The sequence below is a fragment of the Streptosporangium sp. NPDC050148 genome (assembly GCF_055586505.1).
The window spans coordinates 64,670-89,034 of the sequence record NZ_JBVJIA010000005.1 but is presented as its reverse complement, the minus strand read 5'-3'; the positions used below and the strand labels follow the sequence as shown (position 1 = coordinate 89,034).

The following is a 24,365-nucleotide window of genomic DNA, read 5'->3' as shown; positions in this document are numbered from 1 at the left end:
CTCGCAGCGGGCATCGAGTCCTTGCGGGGAACGAGAGGTCGCGAGCCCGGCCGCTCCGTCCCGGGCGACGCGCTCCGGAACGACGTGATCCGAGGCGACGTGATCTGAGACGACGTCACCTGACGTGACGTGATCTGAAGCGACGTGATCTGAGACGACGGGGGGCGCGTCCACGATGGTGAAACGGCCCACGGCCCCGGTGGCCCCCACGGCCCCGGTGACCCCGGCGGCCCTGTTCACCGCTCGACCGTCCCGCTCGCGGCTCCTCCGCCTGCTGGTCCCGCTCGGCGCGGTGCCGCTCTGCGCGCTCTCGCTCTCCTCCTGCACGCAGGGGACGCCCGCCCCGCCCACCGGGCCGTCCGCCGCACCGCCGACGCCCCTCCTCAGCGCCGCCCCGCACGAGCCCGCCCAGCGTCAGGAGCGGATCGCCCCGCTACCGGTCCCGGCGGCGCGGCTGGCCCGGCTTCCGGCCGCCACGACGTACGCGACGCTGCGACGGGCTCCCCGCGACCCCGACCCGTTCCGGCCCGTCGACGGGCTCGTCGTCCATCCCCGGCGGGAGCAGGTGATCTACGCCCGTCCCGGCGGACCGCCGGTGGGGGTGCTGCCGCCCACCCAGCTCGCGGGCCCGACCTGGGTACCGGTGGTGGAGCGGCTCCCCGGCTGGGACCGGGTGCTGCTGCCGAGCCGGCCGAACCGGTCCACCGGCTGGCTGTACACCGGGGGCGGAGGGGTGCGCGTCGTCCGGAGCACGTACCGGGTGGAGGTCGGGCTGGCCGCGCGCAGGCTCACCGTGTTCGACGGCGACCGCGAGGTGGGCTCGTGGCCGGTGGCGGTGGGGGCGCCCGGCACGCCCACGCCCCGGGGGCGGACGTTCCTGCTCGCCTCGCTGGCACCGACCCCCGCGACCTACAGCCCGCTCTTCCTCGCGCTGGGCGCGCACTCGGGGACCCTGCGGACCTTCGAGGGAGGGCCGGGGACGATCGCCCTGCACGGCTGGCCGGACAGGACCGCGTTCGGCCGCGCGGTGAGCCACGGCTGCGTCCGGGTCCCTGCGGCCGCGTTGCGGCTGCTGTCCACGATCCCGCTGGGCAGCCCCGTCCTGATCACCGGCTGAGCGTGACCCGGGCACGCCCGAAGGACACGGACCGGACCAGGGCAAAGCCCTGTCCGTGTCAAGGTCGGGCCGGGCCGGGTCGATCGGAGCAGGACCGGGCCGAGCCGGTCGGGGCAGAGCCGGTCGGGGCACGTCAGGCCGGAGCCGGTCAGGCCAGGTCGGAGCAGAACGGAGCAGGGCGGGTCAGGGCCAGGAGGAGTCCTGGTCGGGGTCGCCGCCGTCGGAGAGCAGCTTGACGTCCGCCTCGACCATCATCGCGACGAGCTCCTCGAAGGCGACCGTGGGCTCCCAGCCCAGCTGGACGCGGGCCTTCTTCGGGTCGGCGCAGAGCAGGTCGACCTCGGCCGGGCGGTGCAGGGTCTGGTCGGTGACGACGTACCGCTCCCAGTCCAGGCCGGCCGCCGTGAAGGCGGCCTGCACGAGGTCACGGACGGTGTGGGTGCGGCCGGTGCCGATCACGTAGTCCTCGGGGGCGTCCGCCTGGAGCATCAGGTGCATGGCGCGGACGTAGTCCCCGGCGAAGCCCCAGTCCCGGCGGGCCTCCATGTTGCCCAGGCGCAGCTCCGAGGCGAGACCGAGCTTGATCCTGGCCACGCCGAGCGTGACCTTGCGGGTGACGAACTCCGCACCCCTGCGCGGCGACTCGTGGTTGAACAGGATCCCCGACACCGCGTACATGCCGTACGACTCGCGGTAGTTCTGCGTCAGGAAGTGCCCGTACGCCTTGGCCACCCCGTACGGGGAACGGGGGTGGAAGGGGGTGATCTCGGTCTGCGGGGTCTCCCGGACCTGGCCGAACATCTCCGACGAGGACGCCTGGTAGAAGCGGATCTGGTCCGACCCGGCGACCGTGCGCGAGGAGGAGATCCCCGAGCAGACCCGGATGGCCTCCAGCATGCGCAGCACACCCATCCCGGTCACCTCGGCGGTGAGCTCGGCCTGCTCCCACGACATGGGGACGAACGAGATGGCGCCCAGGTTGTAGACCTCGTCGGGCTGGACCTTCTCCACGGCCGAGATCAGCGACCCCTGGTCGAGGAGGTCGCCACGGACGAGCTGGACGTCCTGGAGCAGCTTGCGGAGCCGCGAGACGCGCGGGTTGGCCTGTCCCCGGGCGAGCCCGGCGACCTCGTACCCCTGGTCCAGCAGGCACTCGGCCAGGTAGGAACCGTCCTGCCCGGTGATGCCGGTGATCAGTGCGCGCCTGGCCAACGCGTCCTCCTCGCTTGCGGGGGCGGGACCTTGTGCGGTCTCATGCCGTTTGATTGGCGAATGTACCCTCAGACCCTCACGCGGGCATCATGCGCCTGCCCGTATCCCTAGAACACGTTACACAGAACTACGTTCGGTAAGCTCAACCTCCCAGCTCGCACGCCATGGGGCGGCCACTGGGAACAATTACACATCGGGTATAACAGAGCCACCGAATGGTAGGGTCCGAGGACTAAGGTCATCTTTCACGGTACCTGTCCCCTTTCGGACAGGATGATAAGGGGGTTGCCGTGCCGGGTGCTGAATCACTGCGGGTCGCACTGCTGTCGTATCGCAGTAAGCCGACCTGCGGTGGGCAGGGCGTCTACCTGCGCCATCTCAGCCGTGAGCTGGTCGCCCTCGGGCACAGCGTGGAGGTCTTCTCCGGCCAGCCCTACCCGGAACTGGACGAGGGCGTCGTCCTCACCAAGATCCCCAGCCTCGACCTGTACCGCGACGAGGACCCGTTCCGCACCCCCCGCCTGAGCGAGTACCGCGACTGGATCGACCTGCTTGAGGTCGGGACCATGTGGACCGCGGGTTTCCCCGAGCCGCTGACCTTCACCCTGCGGGCGTACCGGGAGCTGAAGAAGCGCGTCGGCGACTTCGACGTGGTGCAGGACAACCAGACCCTCGGCTACGGCCTGCTGGGCATCCAGAAGCTGTTCCCGGTGGTCGGGACCATCCACCACCCGATCAGCGTGGACCGGCGCATCGAGCTGAAGGCCGCCCCGCTGCGCAAGAAGATCCCGATGCGCCGCTGGTACGGCTTCGTGCGCATGCAGGCCAAGGTCGCGCCGCGCCTCGACCCGATCCTGACCGTCAGCGAGTCCTCCCTCGCCGACATCCACCGCGACTTCAACGTGCCGCAGAAGAACATGCGGCTCATCCCGCTGGGCGTCGACACCCGCTACTTCCACCCGCGCCCGGAGATGCCCAAGCGGCCCGGGTCCATCGTGGCCGTGGCCAGCGCCGACTCCCCGATGAAGGGCGTCGCCACGCTGCTGCGGGCGGTGGCCAAACTCGCCACCGAGCGCGACGTCAACCTGACCGTGGTCAGCAGGCCCACCCCGGGAGGCCCGACCGAGAAGCTCGTCGCCGAGCTGGCGCTGCAGGACCGGGTGACGTTCGTGCACGGCATCTCCGACACCGAGCTGGGCGAGCTGATCGCCACCTCGGAGATCTCCGTCGTCCCCTCCCTGTACGAGGGCTTCTCGCTGCCCGCCGTCGAGCACATGGCCTGCGGCACCCCGCTGGTCGCCAGCCGGACCGGGGCGCTGCCCGAGGTCGTCGGCGACGCCGCCGTGCAGGTGACCCCGGGAGACCCCGAGGAGCTGGCCGCGGTCCTGCGGCGGCTGCACGACTCTCCCGAGGAGCGCGCCGCGGTGGGCCGCAAGGGGTACGACCGCGTCATGGAGCGCTTCACCTGGAACGTCGTGGCCCAGCGGACCGTGGAGGCCTACCACGAGGCCATCCGCGCCCGCCGGGCGAAGTGACGACCTCCCGTAACGAATCCCCCTTCACAAGGAGCGGCCAGTGCTGACCGTCGACTTCGACCGCTTGCCCGTGGGCCCCGGGAACCGGGTGCTGGACCTGGGGTGCGGCGCCGGGCGCCACGCCTTCGAGGTGCTGCGGCGCGGCGCCGACGTGGTGGCCTTCGACATGGACGCGGGCGAGCTGGAGGGCGTGGCGACCATGTTCTCCGCGATGGACAAGGCCGGGGAGGTGCCGCCCGAGGCGACCGGGGAGACCGTGACGGGCGACGCGCTGGACATGCCGTTCGAGGACGGCAGCTTCGACCGGGTGATCGCCGCGGAGGTGCTGGAGCACATCCCCGACGACATGGCCGCGATGCGGGAGATCTTCAGGGTGCTCAAGCCGGGCGGCCGGGCGGCGGTCACCGTGCCCAGCTTCCTGCCGGAGCGGATCTGCTGGGCCCTGGACGAGGCGTACCACACCGCCCCCGGGGGACACGTCCGCATCTACACGCTGGCCGAGCTGAGCGCGAAGCTCAAGTCGACGGGCTTCATCGTCGGGCCGCACCACCACGCCCACGGCCTGCACGCGCCGTACTGGTGGATCAAGTGCGCGGTCGGGGTGAACAACGACGAGCACCCGCTGGCCAAGGCGTACCACGAGCTGCTGGTCTGGGACATCATGAAGCGCCCCGCCGCCACCCGGATCGCCGAGGCGGTGCTCAACCCGCTCATCGGCAAGAGCGTGGTGCTCTACGTCCGGAAGCCGGCATGACCTTCCCGTACGGGAAGCGGCCCGGCGGGCGCTGCGGCCGGCCGGGGGACGAGGCGGTCCGCGCGGCGGAGGAGCGGTGAGCGACCCGATGGAGTGGGAGCAGGTCGTCCGGACCGCCCGGAGCATCGCGGCCGTGCAGGAGGCCGACGGCGGCGTCCCGTGGCCCGAGGGGCACGTGGACGCCTGGAACCACGTCGAGTGCCTGATGGCGATGAGCGTGGCGGGGCTGACCGGCCCGGTGCGCCGGGGGTACGACTGGCTGGCCCGCACCCAGCGGGACGACGGTTCCTGGCCGATGAAGCTGGTCGGGGGCGAGGCCGTCGAGCAGGGCGGGGAGTCCAACCACGCCGCGTACATCGCGGTCGGGGTCTGGCACGAGCTGCTGGTGACCGGGGACGAGGACTTCACCCGCGGGATGTGGCCGTCCGTCCGGGCCGCGCTGGACTTCGTGGTCGGCCTGCAGACCACCCGAGGTGAGATCGTCTGGGAACGCGCCGCGGACGGCCGCGCCGCCGGGTACGCCCTGCTGACCGGGTGCGCCTCCATCCACCAGGGCCTGCGCTGCGGCGTGCTGCTGGGCGAGCACCTGGGCGACCCGCAGCCGGACTGGGAACTGGCCGCCGACCAGCTCGGCCACGTGCTCGCCGCGCACCCCGAGGCGTTCGCCGACAAGAGCCGGTTCTCGATGGACTGGTACTACCCGATCCTGGGCGGCGCGGTACGCGGCCCGGCCGCCGAGGCGCGGCTGGCCGAGGAGTGGGACACGTTCGTCGAGCCGGGGCTCGGCATCCGCTGCGTCTCCGACCAGCCGTGGGTGACCGGCGCCGAGACGTGCGAGCTGGTGCTCGCGCTGGACGCGCTCGGCGACCGGGAACGGGCGGCCGGACTGTTCGCGGACATGCAGCACCTGCGGCACGAGGACGGTTCGTACTGGACCGGCTGGCAGTTCGTGAACGAGAAGTGGTTCCCGCACGAGCGCTCCGCCTACACCGCCGCCGCCGTCGTGCTCGCCGCCGACGCGCTGGCCGGGTACACCCCGGCCTCCGGGATCTTCCGCGACGCGGGCGCGTACGTGACCGACCGCCCCACCGCCGCCTGCGGGTGCAGTCACGCCCGCTCCCGGGGCTGACACAGCGCCTCCGGCACGGACGGGTGTTTTCTTTGCCCGCAACCGGAAACGCGGTGCTTGAAGGGCCGATCGCCGCTCACTACCTTCGGGTCCGTGAGTAATGCGGAGGGCACTCGTACGGTAACCCAGAGCGATGACGGCACGGAGACCGGAGCGGAGACCCGGTCCGGGGCGGTCCCGGAGAGGGCCTCGGAAAGGGCTTCGGAGAAAGCCGGGACCGCGGGGAGAGACTCGGGGAGCGTTCCGGAGAAGGCCGCGGAGGCCGTCTCGGAGAAGGTTCCCGAGAAGACGTCGGAGCAGCTCCGGGAGCGGACCCCTCGCGGGGCACCGGGGACCGGGAGCACCTCCCCGCGGACCCCGGCCCCTTCGGCCCCCGCCCCTCGCGGCAGCTCGGACACGGCGATCCCGCGACCGGACACGACGAGCCCGCCGGCGACGGCGTCACCCGCCTCACCCACGTCACCGGACCGCCCGGCACCCCCGGCCCCCCGGAACCCGACGGGCCGGTCGGTCTCCTCGCTCTCCCCGGGGGGCAGGGGCTCCGTGGGCTCTGCCGGTTCCACGGGTTCTGCGAGTTCTGCCGGTTCTACGGGCGCCTCGGACTCCACCGGTTCCCCGGCCTCTGCGACCTCCGCGGGTTCTGCGGGATCCACGAACCCTGCCGGCGCCATGGGCTCTGCGGGCTCTGCGGGTTCTGCGGGCTCTGCCGGTGCCACGGATCTCAAGAGTTCCGCCGGTTCCACGGGTGCGTCGAACTCCACGGGCGCTTCCGGTTCCACGGGCTCCGCGCGATCCACGGGCGTCACGAACTTCACGGGCTCCGCGGGTTCTGCGGGCTCCACGAACCCTGTCGGCCCCGCGGGTTCCGCGAGTGCCTCGGACGTGCCGTCCGAGCACGACCTCCTGGATCTCGTGAACACCCTGTCGCCCGCGCCCGTGGTCCCGTCGCCGTCGTCCCCGTCGCCGTCGTCCCCGTCGTCGTCCTCCGCGCCGTCCCTCCCCCTGCCCCGGACGCCTGCTCCCCGGGAACCCGTGCAGGGCCCGGTACCGTCGCCGGGATCGGGACCGGCGCCACGGCTGGGCGTTCCGGCGCCGGTACCGGCACGGTCCAGGGGCGTGTCCCGGCTGCTGTGGCAGGACCCCGGCCAGGTGAGGCTCGGGATGCGGAGGTTCCGGCTGGGACCGGCACGCGACCGGCTGGAGGAGGCGGGACGGTCGTTCACGACCGGCTTCAACGCGATGGTCGCCGGAGAGCCCGGACGGATCGACGACCTCCGCGACGACCTGCGCGGTTTCGCGTACGAGGGTGCCGGCATGGCCTGCGCGACCCTCGACGTGCTCACCCTCACCGGCGGGCGGCGGCTCAGGGAGCTGCTGAGCGGCCAGGGACTGCTCCATCCGCACCTGATCCACCTGGGCACCGGCTGGGCGTACGCCCGCATGCGGCTGCGGCCGATGTGGGGCATCCGCTCGGTCCACCCGCTCCTGCGCTGGATGGCCCACGACGGGTTCGGTTTCCACCAGGGCTTCTTCTGCGCCGACCGTACGGTGGGCCGCCAGCGCACGGCCGGGCTCATGGACCGTACCCGGCGGGCGATCTTCGACCAGGGGCTGGGGCGGATGCTCTGGTTCCACGAGTGCGCGAGGGCGGAAGACGTCGCGCTGCGCATCGCCGAGTTCCCCGCCGGTCGCCGCGCCGACCTGTGGAGCGGCGCGGGCCTGGCCGCGACCTACGTGGGGGGCGCGAGCACCAGGGACCTGGAGAGGCTGGCCTCGGCCGCGTCCGGGGACGGCTTCCGCGCCCACCTCGCCCAGGGTTCCGCCTTCGCGTGCGCCTTCCGGCTGATCTCGGGCGTCGTCCCCGACCACACCGTCGCCGCCGCCCCCGTGCTCTGCGGGGCCGAGGTGGACGAGGCCGCGGCCTGGACGGACACCGCCCTCGTCGCGCTGGGCCACAACGCCTGCAGCGGCGAGGACTACCAGGCCTGGCGGGCGGGGATCCGGAAGGCGTGGGCACGCCGCGACCGCGACACATGACGACGTGCCACGACGGCGGCCCGTGACAGCGGCCCGTGACGGTGAACGGCGACGGTGACTCGCGACGGCGTACCGCGATGACGGCTCGCGACGGCGTACCGCGGCGACGGCCCGTGACGGTGACCGGCGACGGTGACTCGGACGGTGACTCGGACGGTGAGACGGTGACTCGAAGGGGCGATGACCGCGATGTCGGGAGTTCGCAGGTACGCGGCCGGGGCTCTGGCCGTGCTGTCCGTCGTCACCGGCTGGCGGCTCGCCCTCCCGCCGGAGCCTCCCGGCGCGGGAACGACCGCCTTCTCCTTCCACGCCAGGCCGCTGAGCCCGCCCACCGCACCCGGTGACCGGGTCCTGCGGACGGTCGCGCCCGGGTACGCGAACGTCCGGGGCTGGGTGTCGGCGCCGGGGGCGGCGGTCGCGCTGTTCGACGTGGACGGCGAGGTCGTCGCCGACGACGTCTGCCTGGTCGACCCCCGTCGTGACACCGTGACCGTCAGGCCCGCGCCGGGCACCTCCCGGTCCTACCGGCCGTTCACACTGGTCCCCCCGGACCGCAGGCCGTACGAGGCCCCGACGGGGTGCCTGCCCGCCGATCTCGACCAGGACGGCTGGGAGGACCTGGTCGTCTACTACTGGGGGCGCTCCCCCTCGCTGTTCCTGCGGGTGCCCTGGGCGTTGCCGTCCGGGACGGCCTTCCGGCACCGCCCGCTGACCACCGAACGGGAGATCTGGAACACCGGCGCCGCCACGGCCGGTGACTTCGACGGGGACGGCCGCCTGGACCTGGTGTTCGGCAACTACCTCCCCGACGGCGTCCTGGCGCTGGGCGGGGCCCGTACCGGCACCGATACCGGCACCGGCACCGGCACCGACGCCGACGCCGACGCGGCCGTGATGCCCGACTCGCTGTCGGCCGCCTCCAACGGCGGCACCGACCGGCTCTACCGCGCCACGGGCCCGGCGACCTTCGCCGAGGCCGAGGGGGTGTTCGACGAGCTCGGCGGCGGAGGCTGGACGCTCGCGCTGGGCACCCAGGACCTCGACGGCGACGGGCGCCCCGAGCTGTACGTGGCCAACGACTTCGGCCCGGACCGGTTGCTGGTCAACGAGTCGGCGCCCGGCAGGATCAGGTTCACCGAGGCCCGGGGCCCGGCGGACCCGGTGACCCCCCGTTCCCGGGTCCTGGGCCGGGACTCGTTCAAGGGCATGGGGGTCGGCTTCACCGACCTCAACACCGACGGCAGGCCGGACATCCTGGTGAGCAACGCAGCGGGGGAACGCGGGCCGCACGAGAGCAACCTCGCCTTCGTGTCCGGACCCGGCGGGCTGCACGCGGGGCTCGCGCCCTACCGCGACCGCGCCGAGGAGCTGGGACTGAGCCGGGGCGGCTGGTCCTGGGACGTCAAGGCCGCCGACTTCGACAACGACGGCACCGACGAGATCATGCACGCGACCGGGTTCCTCAGGGGTGAGGTGGACCGGTGGGCGCAGCTGCACGAGGCTGCCTCCACCGGTGACCCCTTCCTCTCCCGTCCGGCGTTCTGGCCCGTCCTGGACGCCGGGGACGACGTGTCCGGGCGCGAGGCCGACACCTTCTACACGGCGGGCCCGGACGGCCGGTACGCGGACGTGGCCGCCTCGGCCGGGGTCGGCGGCGACGCGGTGAGCCGGGCCTTCGCCGTGGGGGACGTGGACGACGACGGGCGGCTGGACTTCGCGGTCGCCAACCAGTGGGCGCGGTCGGTGCTCTACGGCAACCACGGCCCCACGGCGCCGTTCGTGGGCCTGCGGCTCCGCCTGCCCACCGGTTCCTGCGGCACGCCCGCCCCGGCCGGTCCCGGGCCGACGCGGGCCGCCATCGGGGCCGTCGCCACGGTGCGCCTGCCCGGTGGCGGCACGCGGACCCGTCAGCTCTACCCCGCCGTCGGGCACAACGGCTTCTCCGCGCCCGAACTGCTCTTCGGTCTCGGCGCGGACCTGCCGGTCGCCCCCCTCGCCGTCGAGGTCTCCTGGAGGGACGCCTGCGGTACGGCCCGTACCGCGTCGATCTCCCTCGAACCGGGCTGGCACCGGGTCCTGCTGGCGGACGGACGCGCCGTCGAGGTCCGGCCATGAGAACCGGCCGCGCCACCCCGGAGCCCGCCGGGACGTACCGGAACCGTCCCGGGGCCACCGGGACCGCCACGGCCACCACGACCGCCGGGCGCGACGGGCGCGACGGGCGTGGCGGTCGGCGGCGGGGCCGGGCGTCGCGGTGGGCGGCTGCGTCCCTCACCCTGCTCACCGTGCTCGGGCACACCGTGCTCGGCTTCGAGCAGCCCTGGTCGGCACCGGTCGCCGGGGCGCTGACCGGGGTCGTCGCCGCGCTCGTGCTGGAGACCGTGGAGGCGTGGGCGTGGCGGCGCCCGGTGCGCTACCTCGGGGTCCCCGGGGCCCGCGTCCTCGACCTCCTCCTGCCCTCCTACGTCTGCGGCCTGCTCTGCGCCATGCTGCTGTACGGCGGCGGGAGCCCCATGCCGGTCGTGCTGGCCGTCCTGGTCGGCGTCGGCAGCGGGTACCTGCCGCGCCGGCCGTTCCTGAACCCGGTGGCCACCGGGGTCGCCGCCGCGCTCCTGCTGCTGCCCCAGGTCTCCCTGGCCCCGTCCCACCAGTTCACCGCCTGGGTGTCGGGGCCGTTCGACCTGATCGTGCCGTCGGCCGTGCTGGCCGCGGGCGTGGTGCACGCCTGGCTCGCCCGCAGGCTGCCGCTGCTCCTGGGATGGGTGGCCGGGTTCGCCGCCCAGGCGCTCGTCAGGGGGTGGCTCACCGACGTCTCGACGGTCGCCGCCCTGCTTCCGATGACCGGGACGGCCTTCGCGCTCTACGCCGGTTACGTGATCGCCGACCCGGTCACCTCCCCGGCACGGCCCCGCGAGCAGGCCGGGTTCGGCCTGGCCGCGGCGGCGGTCTACGGGCTGCTGGTGCAGTGGCACGTCGTCTTCGGGCCGTTCCTCGCCCTGGTGGCCGTCTGCGCGGGGCGGGAGCTGGGACCGCTCCTGCCGGCCCGTCTCCTCCCCTCCCCGCGCTTCGTCCCGTCCCTCTCCCGGCCGTCCGCCGGGACGCCGGACGCGGACGTCCCCGGCCGGGGGGTCAGCCGATCCCCGGGCCGACCCGCTCCAGCACCCGCAGCGAACCCTCCTGGCGGACCTCCCTGAACGCGCCCGAGTCGAGCACCCGCCGGTACACCCGGTACGGCGCCTGACCGCCCGTGGCCGGGTCGGGGTAGATGTCGTGGAAGACCAGGGCTCCCCCCTGCATGACGTGCGGGGCCCATCCCTCGTAGTCCTCGGTCACCGGCTCCTCGGAGTGGCCCCCGTCGATGAAGAGCATCGCCAGCGGGGTGTTCCAGAACCGGGCGACGAGCCCGGACCTGCCGACGATCGCGATCACCTCCTCCTCCAGGCCGGCGGCGGCGATGGTGGCGCGGAAGGTGGGCAGCGAGTCCATCTTGCCGAAGCGGGGGTCCATCAGCGTGGGGTCGTGGTGGGCCCAGCCGGGCTGGATCTCCTCGGAACCACGGTGGTGGTCCACGGTGAAGACCACGGAACCGGCCTGCCGCGCGCCCGCGCCGAGGTAGACGGCGGACTTCCCGCAGTAGCTGCCGATCTCGCAGACCGGGCCGCGCGATCCGTACTCGGCGGCGGTCTCGAACAGCGCGAGCCCCTCGGCGTGGGGCATGAAACCCTTGGCGCGCTGGGCGGCGTACAGCAGGTCGGCGGGCATGGTGGCGATGCTCATCACAGCAGACTATTGGACACCGAATAATATTCCATACGGCCCTTGCCCGACCCTATGGAACGTGTTCTACTTTGCACCGTGAACCAGCGCGCCCGCATCACGATGTCCGACGACGAGGTGGCCACCCTCCTCGACGAGTCACGAAAACTGCAGCTCGGAACCATCAACCCGGACGGCACACCGCATCTGGTGACCATGTTCTACGGGCTGACCGAGGGCAGGATCTCGTTCTGGACCTACGGCAAGGCCCAGAAGACGCGCAACATCGAACGCGACGCGCGGGTGAGCTGCCTGATCGAGGCCGGAGAGGAGTACTCCGACCTTCGCGGCGTCCTGGTCTACGGGGTGGCGCGCAGGATCGACGACAGCGAGGGGGTCCTCGGCGTCGGCATGACGGTGGCCGGACGGATGGCCGGGGTGCCCGACGCGGAGGAACTGCTCACCGAGTACGTGGCCTACACCGGCCGCAAAAGGGTCGCCTTCGTGGTAGAGCCCACTCGAGTGATCTCATGGGATCACCGTAAGCTCGCCGGCGCCGACTGAGGAGGCCCATATGAAGATCAAAGTCGACTATCTGGTGTGCGAGGCCAATGCGATCTGCACGGGACTCGCTCCGGAGGTCTTCGAACTCGACGACGACGATCAGCTGCACCTGCTGCTGCCCGAGCCACCGCCGGAGATGATGGACCGCGTCCGGCACGCCGTGCGGTCCTGTCCCAAAGCCGCCCTCTCCCTCGAGGAGAACTAGGAGGACCCCATGCGTGGTGCGCTTCTGCATGCCGTCGGCGACGACATGCTCGACATCCGCGACGACTTCACCCTCGCCCCGGTGGGCCCGACGGACGTTCGCGTCAGGATCAGGGCCACCGGGGTCTGTCACTCCGACCTGTCGGTGATCAACGGTGTGCTGCCGATGCCGCTGCCGGTGATCCCCGGCCACGAGGGAGCGGGCGAGGTGGTCGAGGTCGGCGACTACGTGACCTCGGTACAGCCCGGCGACCACGTCATCATCAACTGGGTCCCGACGTGCGGAAGCTGCGCGAACTGCCTGGTCAACCAGCCGTTCCTGTGCACGACGTACGTCATGGACAGCTTCGTCAACGCCCGCTTCCGCTACGACGGCGACACCCCGGCGTTCGGCATGGCCGGATGCGGCACCTGGTCGGAGGAGGTCATCGTGCCCTGGCAGGGCGCGATCCGGGTCGACCCCGAGGTGCCCTTCGAGGTGGCGGCCCTGATCGGCTGCGGCGTGACCACCGGTGTCGGCGCGGCGCTCAACACGGCCAAGGTACGGCCCGGCTCGACCGTCGTCGTGGTCGGCGCCGGCGGCATCGGCCTGTCGGTGATCCAGGGGGCCCGCATCTCCGGCGCGAGCACGATCCTGGCGATCGACCCGCTGGAGTCCAAGCACGCCCTGGCCAAGAAGGTCGGCGCCACCCACGCCGTCACCCCCGGCGAGCTGAACGACGCGATCGGCACGCTCACCGGCGGCACCGGGTTCGACTACGCCTTCGAGGCCGTCGGCAAGTCCGCCACCATCATGACGGCCTGGCAGGCGGCCCGGCGCGGCGGCGAGGTGATCGTGGTGGGCGCGGGCGCGATGGACGACATGGTCTCGCTGAGCGCCTTCAACCTGCTCTTCGAGGGCAAGACGCTGCGCAGCTCGATGTACGGCGGCTCGGACGTCCGGCGTGACTTCCCGTTCTTCGCCGGCCTCTACAAGGCGGGCAAGCTCGACCTGGAGAGCATGATCAGCTCCCGGATCGCGCTGGCCGACCTCAACGACGCGGTGGCGGCGCTGCGCGGCGGCGAGGTGCTGCGCCAGGTCGTCGTCCTGGACTGAGGCTCCCGCCGGCCCCGGGGGACGCCCGGGGCCGGTCCGTCCCGTGACGGGACGGACCGGCCCCGGACCTGTGAGAGATCACCCGGCGGAGATCACCCCGTACGGCTCACTCGGTGGAGAAGGCCGCGTCGAAGGCGGCGGTGGGCGGGGTGATCGCGTTGAGGCGGCGGATGGTGGCCAGCGCGTCGGGCGCGCCGTCCAGGCGGTCCATGCCCGCGTCCTCCCACTCGATCGAGATCGGCCCGCTGTAGCCGATCGCGTTCAGCGCGCGGAAGCAGTCCTCCCAGGGCACGTCCCCGCGGCCGGTGGAGACGAAGTCCCAGCCCCGGCGCAGGTCGGCCCAGGCCAGGTGGGAGGAGAGCCGTCCGCGCCGGCCGTCGCCGGTGCGGACCTTGGCGTCCTTGCAGTCGACGTGGTAGATCCGGTCGGCGAAGTCCAGGATGAAACCGACCGGGTCGATCTCCTGCCAGACCATGTGCGAGGGGTCCCAGTTCAGCCCGAACGCGGGCCGGTGGCCGATGGCCTCCAGGGTCCGCACGGTGGTGTGGTAGTCGTAGGCGATCTCGCTCGGGTGCACCTCGTGGGCGAAGCGCACCCCGACCTCGTCGAAGACGTCCAGGATCGGGTTCCACCGGTCGGCGAAGTCGGCGTAGCCCGCCTCGATCATCGACGCCGGGACCGGCGGGAACATCGCCACGGTGTGCCAGATGGACGAGCCGGTGAAGCCGACCACGGTGTCGACGCCCAGCTTCGCCGCGGCGCGGGCGGTGTCCTTCATCTCCTCGGCGGCACGCCGCCGTACGCCTTCGGGCTCGCCGTCGCCCCAGATGCGGGCGGGCAGGATGCCCCTGTGCCGCTCGTCGATGGGGCTGTCGCAGACGGCCTGGCCGAGCAGGTGGTTGGAGATGGTCCAGACCTTGAGGTTGTGCTCGGCCAGGATCTCCAGCCTGCGCTCGACGTAGCCGTCCTCGGAGACCGCCTTGTCGACCTCGAAGTGGTCGCCCCAGCAGGCGATCTCCAGGCCGTCGTAGCCCCACCCGGAGGCCAGCCGGCAGACCTCCTCGAACGGCAGGTCGGCCCACTGGCCGGTGAACAACGTGATCGGCCTGCTCATGTCTCCTCCACGGGTGTGAGCCGGGACTGCTCCGCGGCGCTGCGTTCGACCGCGGCCAGCACGCGCTGGACGCGCAGCCCGTCGTCGAACGACGGGGCGGGGGCGGTACCGGCGCCGAGGGCCTCGACGAAGTCCTTCACCTCGTGGGTGAAGGTGTGCTCGTACCCGAGACCGTGTCCCGGTGGCCACCACGCCCCCGCGTAGGGGTGGCCGGCCTCGGTGACGAGGATCCGGCGGAACCCCCCCTCCTCGGCGGGCAGGGCGTGGTCGTGGAACCACAGCTCGTTCATCGCCTCGAAGTCGAAGGCCAGGCTGCCGGCCGAGCCGTTGATCTCGATGCGCAGCGCGTTCTTGCGCCCGGTGGCGAAGCGGGTGGCCTCGAAGGAGGCCAGGCCGCCACCGCTGAGCCGGCCGATGAACAGTGCCGCGTCGTCCACGTCCACCGTACCCGTCGGCCCGGCCCCACCTTCACCGCCCTCGCCGCCTCCGGCTCCGTCACCGTCCCGGCCGGCCTCGGCCGACAGCCCGGCCGAGCTCTCGGCCAGGGGACGCTCCTTGACGAACGTCTCGGTCAGCGCGGAGACCTCGGTGAGGTGCTGGCCGGTGATGAACTGGGCGGTGTCGATGATGTGCGCGCCGATGTCGCCCAGCGCCCCGGAGCCGGCCAGCTCCTTGCGCAGCCGCCACACCAGCGGGAACTCCGGGTCGACGATCCAGTCCTGCAGGTACTGGGCCCGCACGTGGCGGATGTCCCCCAGCCGGCCCTCGGCGACCCAGCGGGCCGCCTGCGCGATCGCCGGCACCCGCCGGTAGTTGAAGGCCACCATGGCGTACACCCCGCGCGACGCCGCCTCCCTCGCGGCCTCGGCCATGGCCTCGGCCTCGGCGACCGTGTTGGCCAGCGGCTTCTCGCAGAGCACGTGCTTGCCGGCCCGCAGGGCGGCGATCGCGATCTCCGCGTGGGAGTCGCCGGGGGTGCAGATGTCGACCACGTCGACGTCGTCGCGGGCGATCAGCGCCCGCCAGTCGGTCTCCACGGCCGCCCAGCCCATCTGCTCGGCCGCCCGTGCGGCGCCCTCGGGCGAGCGGCCGCACAGCGCGGCCATCACCGGCCGGACCGGCAGGTCGAAGAAGGCCGAGACGCTGCGCCAGGCCTGGGAGTGCACCCGGCCCATGAACGCGTACCCGACCATGCCGATCCCCAGCGTCGGCCTCTCCTCGTCCGGACGGCTCATCAGGACTCGAATCCCAGCGGCAGGTAGGCGTCCACGTTCTCCTTGGTGATCGTCTCCGAGGCCAGGGTGATCGACTGCGGCACCTGCTTCTCCATCAGGTCGCTCATGCCCTTGCCCTGCGCGACCAGGCGGGCCAGCTTGATCGCCGAGGAGGCCATCGTCGGGCTGTAGGTGACCGTGGCCTTCAGCACGCCGTTGTCGGCCTTGATGTCGCGCATCGCGTTGGCCGAGCCGGCGCCGCCGACCATGAAGAACTCGCTCCGGCCGGCCTCCTTGATGGCCGCCAGCACGCCGATGCCCTGGTCGTCGTCGTGGTTCCAGATCGCGTCGATCTTCTTGTGCGCCTGCATCAGGTTGGCCGCGACCTTGGTGCCCGACTCCACGGTGAACTGCGCGTCCTGCTTGGCGGTCACGCTGAACCCGTAGGTCTTGAGCGCGTCCTCGAAGCCCTTGCTGCGGTCCTGGGTCAGCGGCAGCGTGGCGATGCCCTGGATCTCCAGGATCACCGGGTCGGCCACGCCCTTGTCCTTGAGCGTCTTGCCGATGTAGTGCCCGGCCGCGACGCCCATGCCGTAGTTGTCGCCGCCGATCCAGGTGCGGTACGACAGCTTGTCGGGGAAGACCCGGTCCAGGTTGATCACGGGGATGCCCGCGTCCGAGGCCTGGCGGGCGATCTGGTTGAGCTGCTGGCCGTCGTTGGGCAGGATCACCAGCGCGCCGACCTTGGCCTGGATCAGCGACTCCACCGCCGAGATCTGCGCGTTGATGTCGTTGGTCGGCTCGACCGGCTTGAACTCCACGTCCGAGTACTCCTTGGCCGCGGCCTCGGCGTTCTTGGCGATCGCGGCGATCCATCCGTGGTCGGCCGCGGGGGCCGAGAAGCCGATGACGACCTTCTCGCCGGGTGCGTCGTTGCCGCCGGTCGGAGCCGGTGCCGGGGCTGCCGCCGAGCTCGCCGCGGCCGGTGCCGCGGGCTCGTTGCTCGTGCACCCGGTGACCAGCGCGCCAGCGCCGATGACCGCCCCGCCGAGCAGGAAACCCCTGCGCGCGACGTTCTCTGCCATGACCGTGCTCCTTTTTCGGAATTGAGTCCCGGGAACGGACCCGGGGGAAGATCGTGAAAGATCGAGGGGACGTGACCTGGCGGGAGAGGCTAGGTCGCGGTTCGGAGGCTGCGCCGCTGGAGCAGCACGGCCACCACGATGATCAGGCCCTTGGCCACCAGCTGGTCGCTGGTGTTGAGGCCGTTGAGGATGAACAGGTTCGTGATCACGGTGAAGATCAGCAGGCCCAGGATCGACCCGATGATCGACCCCCGGCCGCCGGTGAGCAGCGTGCCGCCGATGATGACCGCGGCGATCGCGTCCAGCTCGTACAGGTCGCCGTGGGTGGAGGAGCCGGTGGTGGTCCTGGCCATGATCAGCACGGCCGCGATGCCGCAGCACAGGCCCGACAGCGCGTACAGCGCCACGGTGTGCCGGCGCACGTCGATGCCGGCCAGCCGGGCCGCCTCGGGGTTGCCGCCGACGGCGTAGGTACGGCGCCCGAACGTGGTGCGGTTGAGCAGCACCCAGCCCAGCACCACGACGACGGCGAAGATGTAGACCAGCAGCGGGATGCCCAGCACCCGGGTGGTCGACAGTCCCACGATCGCCTCGTTGCCCTGCTGCACGAGCTGGGTGCGGCGGTTCGACATCCGCTGGGCCAGTCCTCGGGCGGCGACCAGCATCGCCAGCGTCGCGATGAACGGCACCATCCGCCCGTAGGCGATCAGCAGGCCGTTGACCAGGCCCGCGCCCGTGCCGACCAGCACCGCGCACACGATCATCACGAACGGCCCGTACGCCTGGGTGGCCAGCGTGGTGGCCCAGACCGACGCCAGCGCCATCAGCGCGCCCACCGACAGGTCGATGCCGCCGCCGATGATGACGAAGGTCATGCCGACCGTGATCACCCCGATGGTGCCCGCCAGCGACAGGATGCTCACCATGTTGGAGGTGGTGGCGAAGGTGTCGGGCACCGTCATCAGGCCCACGATCGCCAGCAGCACCAGCGCGACCACCAGCCCCAGGTGGGGGACGTCTCCCAGGCGGGTGAGCAGGCTCGGCGGGGCCGCGGGCGCGCGGCCCTGCCCCGTCGCCCGTACCTTCTCGTCCACCGACGGCGGCCGGGACTCGCTCATACCGGACTTCCTTCCATGATCATGTCGAGGACGGCGTGCTCGTCCAGCTCTCCGGCGGCGGCCTCGCGGACGATCCGGCCTTCCCTGATCACCAGCACCCGGTCGGCCAGGCCCAGCACCTCGGGAACCTCGCTGGAGACCAGCAGGACGCCGATCCCGTCGTCGGCCAGCCGCCGTACCAGCGCGTACAACTCCGCCCGTGCTCCCACGTCCACCCCGCGCGTGGGCTCGTCCAGCAGCAGCAGCCGGCGCTCGTTGAGCAGCCAGCGCGCCAGCACCGCCTTCTGCTGGTTGCCGCCCGAGAGCGTCTTGACCGGCCGTTCGGGGTCGGACGGCCGGATGTCCAGCGCCTCCACCATGGCCCGCGCGTCGGCCGCCTCGCGGCGCCGGTCCATCCAGCCCAGCCGCGAGTAGCGGCCCAGGCTCGCCAGGCTGATGTTGCGCGAGACGCTCTGGTCCAGCAGCAGCGCCTGGGCCTTGCGCTCCTCCGGCGCCAGCCCCATGCCCATCCGGACCGCGTTCCCGGTGCCGCCGCGGCCCACCGGGCGGCCTTCCAGCGTCACCCGGCCGGAGAACTTCCGGGCCCCGTAGACGGCCTCGATGATCTCCGAACGGCCCGAGCCGACCAGCCCGGCCAGTCCCACGATCTCCCCGGCCCGTACCGAGAACGACACGTCCTCGACCCTGCCGGGGACGCTCAGGTTCTCCACGCGCAGCACCTCGGCGCGGTCCTGCCGCGCACCGGCCTCGGGCCGGTCGGGGAAGAGGTACTCCACGGTGCGGCCGGTCATCAGCGAGATGATCTGGGAGGTCGGGGTGTCCTTGGCCGGCAGGCCCACCGCGACCGTGCGGCCGTCCTTGAGGACGGTGACCCGGTCGCCGATCTCGCGGATCTCCTCCAGCCGGTGCGAGATGTAGACCACCGCCACGCCCTGCGCGGTCAGCTCCCGGATGATCCGGAACAGGTTGCCCACCTCGTCGTGGGCCAGGGCCGCCGACGGCTCGTCCATGACGATCAGGCGGGTGTCGTGCGAGAGCGCCCGCGCCATGCTCACCACCTGCTTGGCGGCCGGTGAGAGCCGCCCGACCTCGGTCGAGGGGCGGATCTCGCCGTGCCCGAGCCGGGCCAGCACCTCCCGGGTCGCCCGGGCCGCGGCCCCGCGGCCCACGAAGCCCAGCCGGGCCGGCTCGTGGCCGAGGAAGACGTTCTCGGCCACGCTCAGTCCGTCGACCAGGTCGAGTTCCTGGTAGATCGTGGAGATTCCCAGCCGGATCGCCGCGATCGGGCTGGACAGCCGCACCTCCTCGCCACCGAAGGTGATCGTGCCCTCGTCGGGCTGGTGCGCCCCGGCCAGAGTCTTGATCAGCGTGGACTTGCCCGCGCCGTTCTGGCCGAGCAGGCAGTGCACCTCGCCGGGCAGCACCTCCAGGTCGACGCCGTCCAGGGCGCGCACACCGGGGAACTGCTTGACGATCCCTCGCATGACGAGCAGGGGGGTGGCTTCGGACATGGAGCCTCGCTGGTTCCTCGTGGGGCCGGAGAAGACGTGGTCGCCGGGGGAGCCGGGCCCGTGCGGGCCACACCGCCGACACCGACGCCGACGCCCTCCCCTCCACCATGGGATGTGCAGAAGCTAACCCTCTACGTCCTGGTTTGTGAAGGGCTTTCATCTAACAGTTCGTAGACTTTTGCAGAAATCAGCAAAAGTCTGGCGCGCGGCATCCGATCCCGGACGTCAGGGGGTCACCCTCGCGCCGAGGGGGCACCGGACGCGCGATGACATGGGCCGTCCGGGGCGTGGAGCCCGTCGCCACCGCGCAGGCCGCCCTGCCGCACGTCGCAGTCGGCCCGGCGGGGCCGTTCGGCAGGGCCGCAGGGGCTCACCCGTCGGCGGGCCGGGCGCGCAGGGCCGTCCCGGCCGCGGTGCACGGCGCCGGCGGGGGCCCGGACGGGTTCTACGTGAAGCTCGTGGGCTCCGGGGACACGCTCACCGTCACGCGGCCCGATCCCGGCACGTCCATCACCGGACCGGCCGGGACGTCCGGTGCGGCGGCGAGGACCGGACCGTCCCCTTCGACCCTGCGGCCGGACCGGTGGACGACGCGGCGGCGCTCCACCGGGAGACGGCCCGGGCGCTCGCCGAGGGGCGCCCCGCGGGCCCCGGCCTCCACGCCGTCACGCGCCTTCACCGGGTGCTCGCGACGATCGGACGCGCCGCGGGGGCGGCGGCGCCGGACGGGACCCGTGACGGGCCCCGTGATGGCCCCGGACGACGCGGGGCCCGTCCGGAATCCGTTCAGGACAGACTCAGAGCACGCTCAGAGCATCGCCTTCATGGAGGCGGTCGCCTGCTCGCCGAGGGTGGTCGGGGTGAGGTACGGCTGCTCGGCGAGGATCGCGTCCCAGTTGTCCCGGATGTCCTCGACCGTGTGGTCCTCCTTGCGCCAGCCCGGCCCCTCGGCCACGAACACCCGGGCGATCCGGCCGCCGCCGACGCTGAAGACCTCACCGCTGGTCTCGCAGGCCTCGTGGGCCAGGAAGGTCACCAGGGCGCTGACCCGCTCCGCGGTGAACGTCGCCTCGAACTCGGCCGGCAGGATCTCCTGGGTCATCCGCGTCCAGGCGATCGGCGCGATCGCGTTGGCCTTGATCCCGGCCCTGGCACCCTCGATGCCGAGCGTCTTGGTGAGACCGACCAGCCCCATCTTGGCGGTGGAGTAGTTGGCCTGGCCGAAGTTGCCGAACAGGCCCGCGGGCGAGGAGGTGTTGACGATCCGGCCGTACCCCTGTTCCTTGAGGTGGGGGAACGCCGCCCGGCTCACCAGGAACGAGCCGCGGACGTGGACGGCGATGACCTGGTCGAACTCCTCGACGCTCATCTTCCCGAAGGACCTGTCCCGCAGGATGCCGGCGTTGTTGACGACGATGTCCAGCCGCCCGAAGGCGTCGATCGCGGTCCGGACGATCGCCGCGGCGCCCTCGGGGGTCGCCACGTCGTCGGTGCTGACGGCGGCCTCCCCGCCGTTCTTCCTGATCAGCTCGACCACGTCGGCGGCCGGCCCCGCGGAGGCCCCGGTACCGTCCAGCGCCCCGCCCAGGTCGTTGACGACCACCTTGGCGCCGCGCCCGGCGAGCGACAGCGCGTGCGAGCGGCCGAGACCGTGACCGGCCCCGGTGATGATCGCGACCTTGCCGTCGAATCGCAGCTCTGACATCCGCGTTCCTCCCACGAGAACATAATTCTAGTCATCCGAACAATAACCTCCCGGCCCCCGCGATGCCATCGGACGCGACACCTGCCCGCCACCATCGGGAACGATCACGTCCGCGCCCCCGGGACACCGCGGCCGGGGTGCCGCCCGGACGGCTCCGGGCGGCCGCGCGACTGTGCGGGCACCCAAATCGGACGGTCGCACTCCGGCCGTACCGGTAACCGAAAACGAATGGGATAATTGCTCTTAGTGAGCAAGCGTGTTAATTTCTGCTAAAGTTTTTGCCCCACACGGGCGAGGGTCAACGACGACACCCCTCAACTCCTTCCAGTAGGGCCCCGCCCACTCATTCGGGCTGGAGGCCCCATATGTCCTTATCGCCGCCCCTGCGCGTGGTCCAGTGGGCCACGGGCGCCGTCGGCAGATACTCCCTGCGCAGCCTGATCACCCGGCCCGAGTTCGAGCTGGCCGGGGTGCTGGTCTACGACCCGGACAAGGTGGGACAGGACGCGGGAACCCTGGTCGGGCTCCCCGAGGCCGGTGTCATCTGCACCGACGACGTCGAGGAGATCCTGGCGACGGAGGCCGACTGCGTGCTGCACATGCCGCTGCCGGCCTTCTACTTCGGAGGGGATCATCCCAGCGACGTCGAGACCATCTGCGCGCTGCTCGCCGCCGGCAAGAACGTCATCACCACCACCGGCTTCGTCTACCCCAAGTGCTACGGCCCCGGGGTGGTGGAACGCCTGGAGGCCGCCTGCCGGGCGGGAGGGTCGTCGCTGCACGGCACCGGGGTCAACCCCGGTTTCATGAGCGACGTGCTGCCGCTCACGCTGACCGGCCTGTCCAGCCGGGTCGACCACATCTACGTCCGGGAGTCCTCGGACTTCCGGGGGCACCCCTCGCGGCAGATCGTGGTGGACCTGTTCGGCTTCACCCGCTCGGCCAAGGACTACGCCGCCGCCGTACGGCCGTTCCGCGCCTTCCAGCGCTCGCTGTTCGCCGAGAGCGTCCAGTTCGTGGCCGACAACCTCGGGGTGGAGCTCGACGAGGTCGAGGAGAGCGACGAGTTCGAGCTCGCCACCGAGGAGTTCGAGATCGACGCGGGCCTGGTCCGGCGGGGCACGGTGTGCGCGTCCCGCTGGATGTTCAGCGGGCTGGTCCGCGGCCGTCCCTTCATGACCGTCGAGTGCGTCTACAAGGCCGACGCCACCCGGGTGGACCGCTGGGCCGGTCCCGGCTTCAGCGTCCACATCGAGGGCGTGCCCCAGCTGATGCTGAGCGTCGACGAGATCTCCCACGGCCTGGCCGGGGCCGCCGCCCACGCGGTGAACTCCGTGGCGGCCCTGTGCGCGGCCCCGCCGGGCATCCGCACCGCGCTGGATCTTCCCCTGGCCACCGGCCGGGGCACCGTACGCCTCGCCTGAGGACCCTCTCGGCCCCCTCCGAGGCGTCCTTCGGCGCAGGTCTCCCCCGAACGTCCCGCGCGGCCCGGCGCGGGCCGGACGCGGATCGCAGAAGACCTCCGGGCATCCGGCCGCCTCCCGGTGGCGGCGCGGTCAGGGGTGCGGGATGAAGCGCCCGAAACGGCCCTGGTGATACAGCAGCGGACGCCCGCCGGGCTCGACCCCCGTCTCGGTGACCAGGCCGACGACCAGCACGTGGTCACCGATGTCCACCGTGGAGTGCGGGGAGCAGACCAGGTGCGCCGAGACCCCGCCGAGCAGCGGGACGCCGTGCGAGCCGGGGGTCCAGGAGATGGGAGCCGCGAAACGGTCCACCCCCCTCCTGGCGAAGCGCGAGGCCACCTCGGCCTGGTCGCTGGCCAGCACGTTCACCGCGAAGTGGCCGGCCTGCCGCAGCCGGGGCCACGTCGTGGACGACTGGTCCACGTAGAAGGAGACCAGCGGGGGGGCGAGGCTGACCGACGAGAACGAGGTGGCGGTCAGGCCGATCGGCACGCCGTCGACCTGCGCGGTCACCACGACGACTCCGGCGGCGTGGAGGGCGAGCGTCTGCCGGAAGCGCTCGGCGTCGACCGCCTGGCCGGACAGGGTTTCCGTCATGACGCCTCGCTCGGGGACTCGCCGGTCATCACCTGGATGCTCCACTTGGTCACTTTTCCCCCTCCGAGGAACAAAGGACACCTGTAGCAACCCATTAATGCAGTCATCTCTTCCGCGCGACACCCATGCCCTGCCTCCGTTCCTCTCCGTCCGCCACGTCCCCGTCCGCGCGGGGCCGCCACGTCCCGTCCGCGCCCCGTCCGCGTCCCGTACCGTCGGAGCATGAAGCTGGAGAAGGAGACCTCCGAGAGCGGCCGCTTCGTCAGGCAGCCGAACAGGTTCACGACGCGGATCGAGGAGGGCGGCGAGCACCCGCCGGAGCCCGGCCGTTACCAGATCTACGCCTCCTACGCCTGCCCGTGGGCGCACCGCTCGCTGATCGTCCGCGAGCTGCTGGGCCTTCAGGAGGTGATCGGGGTCACGATCGTCGATCCGATCAGGGACGAGAAGGGCTGGCGGATGCCCGGCGGGGACCCGGTGACCGGGGTGGAGTACCTCTCCGAGCTCTACCTGGCCACCGACCCCGGCTACGAGGGCAGGTACACGGTGCCGTGCGTCTGGGACACCGTCGCCGGGCGGCTGGTCACCAACGACTACCCGCAGCTCACCCTGACCCTGGAGACCGCCTTCGCGCCCTGGCACGCCGAGGGCGCCCCCGACCTGTACCCGCGGGAGCTGCGCGAGGAGATCGACGCGCTGAACGAGGTGATCTTCCGCGGCCTCAACAACGGCGTCTACCGGGCCGGGTTCGCCCGCTCGCAGGCCGCCTACGACGAGGCGGTCACCGAGGTGTTCGCCACCCTGGCCCTGCTGGAGGAGCGACTGTCGGCCCGGCGTTTCCTGCACGGGGACGCGCTCACCGAGAGCGACGTGCGGCTCTACCCCACGCTCGCCAGGTTCGACGCCGTCTACAACACGCATTTCAAGTGCTCGCTGCGGCGGCTGACGGACCATCCGGCCCTGTGGGCCTACGCCCGGAGGCTGTACGCCCTGCCGGCCTTCGGCGGCACGACCGACCTCGACCAGATCAAGCGGCACTACTTCGTGACCCAGACGAACATCAACCCCAGCGGGATCGTCCCGCGCGGCCCGGAGATCGACTGGACCGCTCCCTGACGGCCGTCACGGGCGCCGCCTCCCGACGGTGAAAG

The 24,365-nt window shown here is 72.1% G+C and carries 22 protein-coding genes; 12 read left to right on the top strand and 10 right to left on the bottom strand.

The window, feature by feature from the left end; translation table 11 throughout:
- Positions 1 to 175 precede the first annotated feature (175 nt).
- Positions 176 to 1,117: a L,D-transpeptidase gene (locus ACZ6RT_RS06845; protein ID WP_470152496.1), complete on the top strand. Its 942-nt coding sequence runs from the start codon at positions 176 to 178 to the stop codon at positions 1,115 to 1,117.
- A 183-nt stretch (positions 1,118 to 1,300) separates the two neighbouring features.
- Here the strand turns inward: ACZ6RT_RS06845 and ACZ6RT_RS06840 are convergent, their stop codons facing one another.
- Entirely contained in the window at positions 1,301 to 2,329 is a 1,029-nt protein-coding gene (locus tag ACZ6RT_RS06840; RefSeq protein ID WP_399186600.1) for a GDP-mannose 4,6-dehydratase, read from the bottom strand.
- A gap of 290 nt (positions 2,330 to 2,619) precedes the next feature.
- Between ACZ6RT_RS06840 and ACZ6RT_RS06835 the strand changes: the two genes are divergently transcribed.
- The 6 genes from ACZ6RT_RS06835 to ACZ6RT_RS06810 all read left to right on the top strand — a co-directional run bounded on the left by ACZ6RT_RS06835 (position 2,620) and on the right by ACZ6RT_RS06810 (position 10,978).
- Positions 2,620 to 3,864 carry a glycosyltransferase family 4 protein gene (locus ACZ6RT_RS06835; protein ID WP_399186601.1) on the top strand — a complete coding sequence of 415 codons (1,245 nt, stop codon included), beginning with the start codon at positions 2,620 to 2,622 and terminating at the stop codon, positions 3,862 to 3,864.
- A 40-nt stretch (positions 3,865 to 3,904) separates the two neighbouring features.
- Positions 3,905 to 4,618, top strand: coding sequence for a class I SAM-dependent methyltransferase (locus ACZ6RT_RS06830; protein ID WP_344893778.1), 714 nt, complete (start codon positions 3,905 to 3,907; stop codon positions 4,616 to 4,618).
- 76 nt (positions 4,619 to 4,694) lie between these two features.
- On the top strand, positions 4,695 to 5,747 hold the full coding sequence (locus ACZ6RT_RS06825) for a prenyltransferase (protein ID WP_470152495.1): 1,053 nt from the start codon (positions 4,695 to 4,697) through the stop codon (positions 5,745 to 5,747).
- Between the two features lie 1,116 nt (positions 5,748 to 6,863).
- Positions 6,864 to 7,784, top strand: coding sequence for a DUF1702 family protein (locus ACZ6RT_RS06820; protein WP_470152494.1), 921 nt, complete (start codon positions 6,864 to 6,866; stop codon positions 7,782 to 7,784).
- Positions 7,785 to 7,964: 180 nt separating this feature from the next.
- On the top strand, positions 7,965 to 9,899 hold the full coding sequence (locus ACZ6RT_RS06815) for a CRTAC1 family protein (protein WP_470152493.1): 1,935 nt from the start codon (positions 7,965 to 7,967) through the stop codon (positions 9,897 to 9,899).
- Entirely contained in the window at positions 9,896 to 10,978 is a 1,083-nt protein-coding gene (locus tag ACZ6RT_RS06810) for an enediyne biosynthesis protein UnbU (protein ID WP_470152492.1), read from the top strand. Before ACZ6RT_RS06815 ends, ACZ6RT_RS06810 begins: the two co-directional genes overlap by 4 nt.
- Here the strand turns inward: ACZ6RT_RS06810 and ACZ6RT_RS06805 are convergent.
- Positions 10,914 to 11,561, bottom strand: a complete 648-nt coding sequence (locus ACZ6RT_RS06805) for a class I SAM-dependent methyltransferase (protein ID WP_344893766.1) — start codon at positions 11,559 to 11,561, stop codon at positions 10,914 to 10,916. The genes ACZ6RT_RS06810 and ACZ6RT_RS06805 overlap by 65 nt on opposite strands.
- Positions 11,562 to 11,639: 78 nt before the next feature.
- Here ACZ6RT_RS06805 and ACZ6RT_RS06800 point away from each other — a divergent pair, with 78 nt between their 5' ends.
- Genes ACZ6RT_RS06800 through ACZ6RT_RS06790 form a run of 3 tightly spaced genes read left to right on the top strand, consistent with a single transcriptional unit; the run spans position 11,640 to position 13,404 of the window.
- Positions 11,640 to 12,104 carry a pyridoxamine 5'-phosphate oxidase family protein gene (locus ACZ6RT_RS06800; RefSeq protein ID WP_399186606.1) on the top strand — a complete coding sequence of 155 codons (465 nt, stop codon included), beginning with the start codon at positions 11,640 to 11,642 and terminating at the stop codon, positions 12,102 to 12,104.
- A gap of 10 nt (positions 12,105 to 12,114) precedes the next feature.
- A complete protein-coding gene (locus tag ACZ6RT_RS06795; RefSeq protein ID WP_344893760.1) occupies positions 12,115 to 12,309 on the top strand; it encodes a ferredoxin in 195 nt (64 codons plus the stop codon).
- Between the two features lie 9 nt (positions 12,310 to 12,318).
- The gene (locus tag ACZ6RT_RS06790; RefSeq protein ID WP_399186607.1) at positions 12,319 to 13,404 is read left to right on the top strand and encodes a Zn-dependent alcohol dehydrogenase; all 1,086 of its coding nucleotides are present in this window, start codon (positions 12,319 to 12,321) and stop codon (positions 13,402 to 13,404) included.
- Positions 13,405 to 13,510: 106 nt separating this feature from the next.
- Here ACZ6RT_RS06790 and ACZ6RT_RS06785 read toward each other — a convergent pair whose 3' ends face one another.
- From ACZ6RT_RS06785 to ACZ6RT_RS06755, 7 genes are all read right to left on the bottom strand, one after another.
- The gene (locus ACZ6RT_RS06785) at positions 13,511 to 14,518 is read right to left on the bottom strand and encodes a sugar phosphate isomerase/epimerase family protein (RefSeq protein ID WP_399186608.1); all 1,008 of its coding nucleotides are present in this window, start codon (positions 14,516 to 14,518) and stop codon (positions 13,511 to 13,513) included.
- Positions 14,515 to 15,753 (bottom strand): Gfo/Idh/MocA family protein, encoded by a 1,239-nt coding sequence (locus tag ACZ6RT_RS06780; RefSeq protein ID WP_399186609.1) that lies wholly within the window; start codon positions 15,751 to 15,753, stop codon positions 14,515 to 14,517. The genes ACZ6RT_RS06785 and ACZ6RT_RS06780 overlap by 4 nt, the downstream gene beginning before the upstream one ends.
- Positions 15,753 to 16,817, bottom strand: coding sequence for a substrate-binding domain-containing protein (locus ACZ6RT_RS06775; protein WP_470152491.1), 1,065 nt, complete (start codon positions 16,815 to 16,817; stop codon positions 15,753 to 15,755). The genes ACZ6RT_RS06780 and ACZ6RT_RS06775 overlap by 1 nt, the downstream gene beginning before the upstream one ends.
- An 89-nt stretch (positions 16,818 to 16,906) precedes the next feature.
- The gene (locus ACZ6RT_RS06770; protein WP_470152490.1) at positions 16,907 to 17,935 is read right to left on the bottom strand and encodes an ABC transporter permease; all 1,029 of its coding nucleotides are present in this window, start codon (positions 17,933 to 17,935) and stop codon (positions 16,907 to 16,909) included.
- Positions 17,932 to 19,446 (bottom strand): sugar ABC transporter ATP-binding protein, encoded by a 1,515-nt coding sequence (locus ACZ6RT_RS06765; RefSeq protein WP_470152489.1) that lies wholly within the window; start codon positions 19,444 to 19,446, stop codon positions 17,932 to 17,934. Before ACZ6RT_RS06765 ends, ACZ6RT_RS06770 begins: the two co-directional genes overlap by 4 nt.
- A gap of 445 nt (positions 19,447 to 19,891) precedes the next feature.
- Positions 19,892 to 20,125: a hypothetical protein gene (locus ACZ6RT_RS06760; RefSeq protein ID WP_470152488.1), complete on the bottom strand. Its 234-nt coding sequence runs from the start codon at positions 20,123 to 20,125 to the stop codon at positions 19,892 to 19,894.
- Between the two features lie 129 nt (positions 20,126 to 20,254).
- A complete protein-coding gene (locus ACZ6RT_RS06755) occupies positions 20,255 to 21,151 on the bottom strand; it encodes an SDR family oxidoreductase (RefSeq protein ID WP_399186613.1) in 897 nt (298 codons plus the stop codon).
- A gap of 365 nt (positions 21,152 to 21,516) precedes the next feature.
- Here ACZ6RT_RS06755 and ACZ6RT_RS06750 point away from each other — a divergent pair, with 365 nt between their 5' ends.
- Positions 21,517 to 22,575, top strand: coding sequence for a dihydrodipicolinate reductase (locus ACZ6RT_RS06750; protein ID WP_399186614.1), 1,059 nt, complete (start codon positions 21,517 to 21,519; stop codon positions 22,573 to 22,575).
- A 132-nt stretch (positions 22,576 to 22,707) separates the two neighbouring features.
- Here the strand turns inward: ACZ6RT_RS06750 and ACZ6RT_RS06745 are convergent, their stop codons facing one another.
- A complete protein-coding gene (locus ACZ6RT_RS06745; RefSeq protein WP_344893733.1) occupies positions 22,708 to 23,214 on the bottom strand; it encodes a flavin reductase family protein in 507 nt (168 codons plus the stop codon).
- 222 nt (positions 23,215 to 23,436) lie between these two features.
- Between ACZ6RT_RS06745 and ACZ6RT_RS06740 the strand changes: the two genes are divergently transcribed.
- Positions 23,437 to 24,330, top strand: a complete 894-nt coding sequence (locus tag ACZ6RT_RS06740) for a glutathione S-transferase family protein (RefSeq protein ID WP_470152487.1) — start codon at positions 23,437 to 23,439, stop codon at positions 24,328 to 24,330.
- Positions 24,331 to 24,365 lie beyond the last annotated feature (35 nt).

Coding starts and splice junctions, on each gene's coding strand:
- ACZ6RT_RS06750 (WP_399186614.1), top strand. CDS start 21,517: ATGTCCTTATCGCCGCCCCTGCGCGTGGTCCAGTGGGCCACGGGCGCC.
- ACZ6RT_RS06775 (WP_470152491.1), bottom strand. CDS start 16,817: ATGGCAGAGAACGTCGCGCGCAGGGGTTTCCTGCTCGGCGGGGCGGTC.
- ACZ6RT_RS06805 (WP_344893766.1), bottom strand. CDS start 11,561: ATGAGCATCGCCACCATGCCCGCCGACCTGCTGTACGCCGCCCAGCGC.
- ACZ6RT_RS06755 (WP_399186613.1), bottom strand. CDS start 21,151: ATGTCAGAGCTGCGATTCGACGGCAAGGTCGCGATCATCACCGGGGCC.
- ACZ6RT_RS06785 (WP_399186608.1), bottom strand. CDS start 14,518: ATGAGCAGGCCGATCACGTTGTTCACCGGCCAGTGGGCCGACCTGCCG.
- ACZ6RT_RS06780 (WP_399186609.1), bottom strand. CDS start 15,753: ATGAGCCGTCCGGACGAGGAGAGGCCGACGCTGGGGATCGGCATGGTC.
- ACZ6RT_RS06810 (WP_470152492.1), top strand. CDS start 9,896: ATGAGAACCGGCCGCGCCACCCCGGAGCCCGCCGGGACGTACCGGAAC.
- ACZ6RT_RS06745 (WP_344893733.1), bottom strand. CDS start 23,214: ATGACGGAAACCCTGTCCGGCCAGGCGGTCGACGCCGAGCGCTTCCGG.
- ACZ6RT_RS06770 (WP_470152490.1), bottom strand. CDS start 17,935: ATGAGCGAGTCCCGGCCGCCGTCGGTGGACGAGAAGGTACGGGCGACG.
- ACZ6RT_RS06790 (WP_399186607.1), top strand. CDS start 12,319: ATGCGTGGTGCGCTTCTGCATGCCGTCGGCGACGACATGCTCGACATC.
- ACZ6RT_RS06815 (WP_470152493.1), top strand. CDS start 7,965: ATGACCGCGATGTCGGGAGTTCGCAGGTACGCGGCCGGGGCTCTGGCC.
- ACZ6RT_RS06765 (WP_470152489.1), bottom strand. CDS start 19,446: ATGTCCGAAGCCACCCCCCTGCTCGTCATGCGAGGGATCGTCAAGCAG.
- ACZ6RT_RS06795 (WP_344893760.1), top strand. CDS start 12,115: ATGAAGATCAAAGTCGACTATCTGGTGTGCGAGGCCAATGCGATCTGC.
- ACZ6RT_RS06845 (WP_470152496.1), top strand. CDS start 176: ATGGTGAAACGGCCCACGGCCCCGGTGGCCCCCACGGCCCCGGTGACC.
- ACZ6RT_RS06740 (WP_470152487.1), top strand. CDS start 23,437: ATGAAGCTGGAGAAGGAGACCTCCGAGAGCGGCCGCTTCGTCAGGCAG.